We start from the raw sequence: 3,064 nt of genomic DNA on the forward strand, positions 1-3,064 counted from the left end.
TAAACAATTGCAGACTTCAACTTTCGCCAAAATAACAAAAAGAAGTACTTTTATAAAATGAATCTACCTTTCATTTCAGATAAAACCTACACTAATATAGATTATACAACCAACAATCTACCAAAAGCAGAATACGATAATTGCACATTTAAAAACTGTAATTTTAGTAATACATACCTATCTGGATTCTCATTTTTAGAATGTGAGTTTGTAAATTGTAACTTTAGCTCAGTTAAATTAGGAGACACGGCTTTTAAAGACGTTACTTTTAACGACTGTAAATTAGTTGGCACACCTTTTAACGAATGCAATTCGTTTTTATTAGCAATGACATTTAATCAATGCCAACTCAATCTAGCTTCTTTTTACAATTTAAAACTAAACAACACAGCTTTTAATAATTGTAAACTTGAAAAGACAGATTTTACTGAAACCAATTTATCACAATCCATTTTTAACAAATGTGATTTAAACCAAGCTGTTTTTGACAACTCCAATTTAGAAAAAGTAGATTTTTTAACAGCTTACAACTACTCTATTTCGCCTTCAAAAAACAAAATAAAAGGAGCTAAATTTTCTAAAAATGAAATTTTAGGCCTTTTAAAAGACTACAATATTATAATTGAATAATTTTTAGCCTCTTAAATTATCAATTTAATAAATTGAAAGACTAATAATTATTAACTAAATAAATCCATTAAAGTCAACGACTTCATACTTTAAAATAGTTTTGAAATTTTGTACATTTGCTAACCGAAACTTTTTCGGAATTTTACGAATTAAAATATCCTATTTATATGTCAACAACACCAAAAATCATTTATACAAAAACAGATGAAGCTCCTGCTTTAGCAACACGTTCTTTTTTACCTATTGTTGAAGCTTTTGTAAAGTCTTCAGGAATTAATATAGAAACTAAAGACATTTCTCTAGCTGCTAGAATATTAGCTGTATTTCCAGATTTTTTAAATGATGACCAAAAGGTGACTGACGATTTAGCTTTTTTAGGAGAATTAGCTAAAAAACCAGAAGCGAATATTATAAAATTACCTAATATTAGTGCTTCTGTTCCACAATTAAAAGCTGCAATAACAGAACTTCAAGAGCAAGGATTTGCGATTCCTAGTTATCCAGATGAAGCTACAACCGCTACAGATAAGGACATACAATCTCGCTATAATAAAATTAAAGGTAGTGCTGTAAATCCAGTATTACGTGAAGGTAACAGTGATAGACGTGCACCAAAAGCAGTAAAAAATTACGCAAAAAAGAATCCACATTCTATGGGTCCATGGACTAAAGATTCTAAATCTCATGTCGCAACAATGACTGCTGGAGATTTTGCACATAACGAAAAATCTACAACTTTAGCAGAAGCTACTTCTGTAAAAATTGTACATACTGATGCTAACGGAAACGCAACAACATTAAAAGATAACTTAGCTTTATTACAAGGTGAAATTATAGATGCTACTGTAATGAGTAAAAAAGCTTTATTAAGCTTTTTAGAAGCACAAGTTGCAGATGCTAAAGCTAACAACGTATTGTTTTCTTTACACATGAAAGCAACAATGATGAAAGTAAGTGATCCAATTATTTTTGGACATGCTGTTCGTGTATTCTTTAAATATTTATTTGCCAAACATGGTGATACTTTTGAAGAAATAGGTGTTGATGTAAATAATGGTTTTGGTAACTTATTAAGTAACTTAAACGAATTACCCGAAGCTAAACGTACAGAAATTGAAGCAGATATTAAAACAGCTTTAGAAAATGGACCTGCTGTAGCAATGGTTAATAGCGATAAAGGTATTACAAATTTACACGTACCAAGTGATGTTATTATTGATGCGTCTATGCCAGCAATGATTCGTACTTCTGGACAAATGTGGAATGCAGAAGGAAAATTACAAGATACTAAAGCAGTAATTCCAGATAGTAGTTATGCAGGAATTTATACAGCTACTTTCGATTTCTGTAAAGAACATGGTGCTTTCGATCCAACAACAATGGGAACTGTTCCTAATGTTGGTTTAATGGCTCAGAAAGCTGAAGAATATGGTTCTCATGATAAAACATTTGAAATCGCCTCTAACGGTAAAGTTGAAGTGATAGATACTGATGGGACTACTTTATTATCTCACGATGTAGAAACTGGAGATATTTGGCGTATGTGCCAAGTAAAAGATGCTCCAATCCAAGATTGGGTAAAGCTTGCAGTTACAAGAGCTAGAGCATCAGAAACTCCAGCTGTTTTCTGGTTAGACCAAAACAGAGCACACGATGCACAATTAATAGAAAAAGTAAATACGTATTTAAAAGACCACGATACTAACGGATTAGATTTAAGAATCTTATCTCCTATTGATGCTACAATTTTTACTTGTAAAAGAATAAAAGAAGGCTTAGATACTATTTCTGTTTCTGGAAATGTTTTACGAGATTATTTAACAGATTTATTTCCAATTCTTGAAGTTGGAACAAGTGCAAAAATGTTATCTATTGTTCCATTAATGAATGGTGGAGGTTTATTTGAAACTGGAGCTGGTGGATCTGCACCAAAACACGTGCAACAATTTACAGAAGAAAACCACTTACGTTGGGATTCTTTAGGAGAATTTTTAGCCTTAGCTGTTTCTCTTGAGCATTTTAGCCAAGTCAATAACAACCCAAAAGCAAAAATTTTAGGTGATGCTTTAGATAATGCTACCGAAACTTTATTAGAAAACAAAAAAGGACCTAGCCGTAAAGCTGGTGAATTAGATAATAGAGGTTCTCACTTTTATTTAGCTATGTATTGGGCTCAAGAGTTAGCAAACCAAACTAATGATAGTGACTTAGCTAAAGAATTTGCACCACTTGCAAAACAACTAGCAGATAATGAAACTACTATTGTAAAAGAGCTTAACGAAATACAAGGAGTTGCTGTTAATATTGGTGGTTATTACGAGCCAAAAGAAGCTTTAATTACTGAAGCTATGCGTCCAAGTAAAACATTAAATGGTATTTTAGGATAGAAATTTTATATTGAAGTAAAAAAAGCTCCCTTTAGGGAGCTTTTTTT

2 protein-coding genes are annotated in these 3,064 nt (G+C 31.6%); both read left to right on the top strand.

What is annotated here, in order from left to right; translation table 11 throughout:
* Positions 1–57: 57 nt before the first annotated feature.
* Positions 58–630: a pentapeptide repeat-containing protein gene (locus Q0C58_RS04910; protein ID WP_290698245.1), complete on the top strand. Its 573-nt coding sequence runs from the start codon at positions 58–60 to the stop codon at positions 628–630.
* 167 nt (positions 631–797) lie between these two features.
* The gene (locus Q0C58_RS04915) at positions 798–3,017 is read left to right on the top strand and encodes an NADP-dependent isocitrate dehydrogenase (protein ID WP_290698248.1); all 2,220 of its coding nucleotides are present in this window, start codon (positions 798–800) and stop codon (positions 3,015–3,017) included.
* Positions 3,018–3,064 lie beyond the last annotated feature (47 nt).

This window comes from Lacinutrix sp. (assembly GCF_023299985.1).
GTDB lineage: Bacteria > Bacteroidota > Bacteroidia > Flavobacteriales > Flavobacteriaceae > Lacinutrix.

What these genes read in the sequence shown, in the direction of transcription:
- Q0C58_RS04910 (WP_290698245.1), top strand. Translation starts at nt 58, where the DNA reads ATGAATCTACCTTTCATTTCAGATAAAACCTACACTAATATAGATTAT.
- Q0C58_RS04915 (WP_290698248.1), top strand. Translation starts at nt 798, where the DNA reads ATGTCAACAACACCAAAAATCATTTATACAAAAACAGATGAAGCTCCT.